Genomic DNA, 1,700 nt, shown 5'->3' on the forward strand with positions numbered 1-1,700 from the left:
TACTTGAGCTTCACCAGCTAAAGCTTTCGCTAATAAAGTTTTTCCTGTTCCTGGCGGCCCTTCTAATAAAACTCCTTTTGGAATAGAAGCTCCTATATCTTGGTATTTTTTAGGATTTTTTAAAAAATCAATTAATTCTTGCATTTCTTCTTTTTCTTCTTCATTACCGGCTATATCTTGGAAAGTGAATGAACTTCTTTTAGAAGAAGAAATTTTTTTATAAGATGAACTATCATTTCTTAAAAACATTTCTCCCCAATAACCTAAACAATAACAAAGTGCAAATAGGACTTAAAAACTTATCTATCGTGCCTTTAATATCGTAATTAATAATGATGTTAAATAAATAATATTTTTTAAATCGATAAATACCGTTCGATCTTTTTGGATTCAGGATATATTTATCTAATACATCTGATACAATAGCTAAAAAATAAAAAATAATTAACATAATAATGATGTTTTTAAAACTAATTTTTTGTTTTAATTTCTTAATGAATTTAATATCAATTCACCCTGATAATACCTTTCTTTAATTTTTGGCTATATAATTGACTAATGGAATATTAAATCGATAATCTTTGATTAAAGCTAATACTTTTTTAAAGATTTCTTCATATGTTTGTTGTATTAGTTGTTGTTCTTTAATTTTGTTACTTCCACTGGGCAATAATTTTAAAATAACATTATCGTAAAAATCTAAAAATTCTTTATAAGAAGAAGTGAAAAGACCTGTTTGAGGATCAACTCCTGGATAAACTTTATCATATTGATGTCCTGTTTCTGATTTCGATCCTTCAAAAAATTGGGTATCAATTGTACTACCTTGTTGCTTTTTTTATCTAAATATATTTTTAAAGGGGTAAAGTTTAAAGTTATTCTTTCTTCTCTTATACCAACGCTTAAAACATCATTAATGATACACCAATAATATTTTGCTTCTTCGCCTTCTTCTTTTTCTTGTATTATGTCCAAGCGCATATTCATATTTTGTGAGGGATCTTCTGTATTTTGGATTTTATCAACTATTTGCATTTTGATTTTATTTTCTGGTAAATTATTTTTGTTAATAAAAGTAGTGAATAAATGTTTTATTTGTTGTAAAATTGAATCAGTCAAATCTTTTAATTTTTCTTCTCCTAAAAATTCTTTTAAATCTTCGTCTTGAACCAATAAATTTAATTTATAATTCTCTTGTTTTTGTTCAGTAGTTAAATCATCCCAAGCTTGTTGTAATAAGTTTAGAGCTTTTTCTTCATCAAAACCGTCATTTTATAATTTATCGTCTTTATATGCTTTAGCATTTTCTTCATTAAAAAGAAAAGTTTTTGCAGGAAAATAAACATGATTATCGTTGAAAAAACTTTGGTAAATAACACTGGAGATGATGATAATTTGAAATTATCATTTGTTTGTTCTAAATCTTTTCTATTTAAAGAGTGATAAATGCTTTGGCGGAAATTTATGTTTTCAGTTAAAGCGTTTGTATATTTATCTTGGTCAAAAAAACTTAAACAAATTAAAAGACCTTTATCTGGAACTTTTTTGTTTAAAATCTTTGAAGTTGCGTTTGAGCTCAAACTTGTGGAAGAACTTTCATCCTTATTATCTTTTAAATGTTTAATTCCAAAAATAACACCAACTATTAACAAAATCCCTAAATAACCCTATCGCTACTAACGTTATTATTTTCTTATGTT

At 25.6% G+C, this 1,700-nt stretch carries 4 protein-coding genes; all 4 read right to left on the reverse strand.

Annotated features, from left to right (window positions below; genetic code table 11):
* The coding region (locus RI76_RS01245) for an AAA family ATPase (RefSeq protein ID WP_036343543.1) at positions 1-249 on the reverse strand (249 nt) is incomplete at its 3' end.
* Positions 233-451 (reverse strand): hypothetical protein, encoded by a 219-nt coding sequence (locus RI76_RS01250; protein ID WP_017192325.1) that lies wholly within the window; start codon positions 449-451, stop codon positions 233-235. The genes RI76_RS01250 and RI76_RS01245, both read right to left, overlap by 17 nt.
* Positions 452-699: 248 nt before the next feature.
* The gene (locus RI76_RS01255; RefSeq protein WP_017192326.1) at positions 700-1,173 is read right to left on the reverse strand and encodes a hypothetical protein; all 474 of its coding nucleotides are present in this window, start codon (positions 1,171-1,173) and stop codon (positions 700-702) included.
* 68 nt (positions 1,174-1,241) lie between these two features.
* Positions 1,242-1,652 carry a hypothetical protein gene (locus tag RI76_RS01260; RefSeq protein ID WP_017192327.1) on the reverse strand — a complete coding sequence of 137 codons (411 nt, stop codon included), beginning with the start codon at positions 1,650-1,652 and terminating at the stop codon, positions 1,242-1,244.
* Positions 1,653-1,700 lie beyond the last annotated feature (48 nt).

This window comes from Milkweed yellows phytoplasma str. MW1 (assembly GCF_000309485.1).
GTDB lineage: Bacteria > Bacillota_I > Bacilli_A > Acholeplasmatales > Acholeplasmataceae > Phytoplasma.

Bases quoted from the DNA above. Each gene is read 5' to 3' on its own strand.
- RI76_RS01250 (WP_017192325.1), bottom strand. From the start codon at position 451: ATGTTAATTATTTTTTATTTTTTAGCTATTGTATCAGATGTATTAGAT.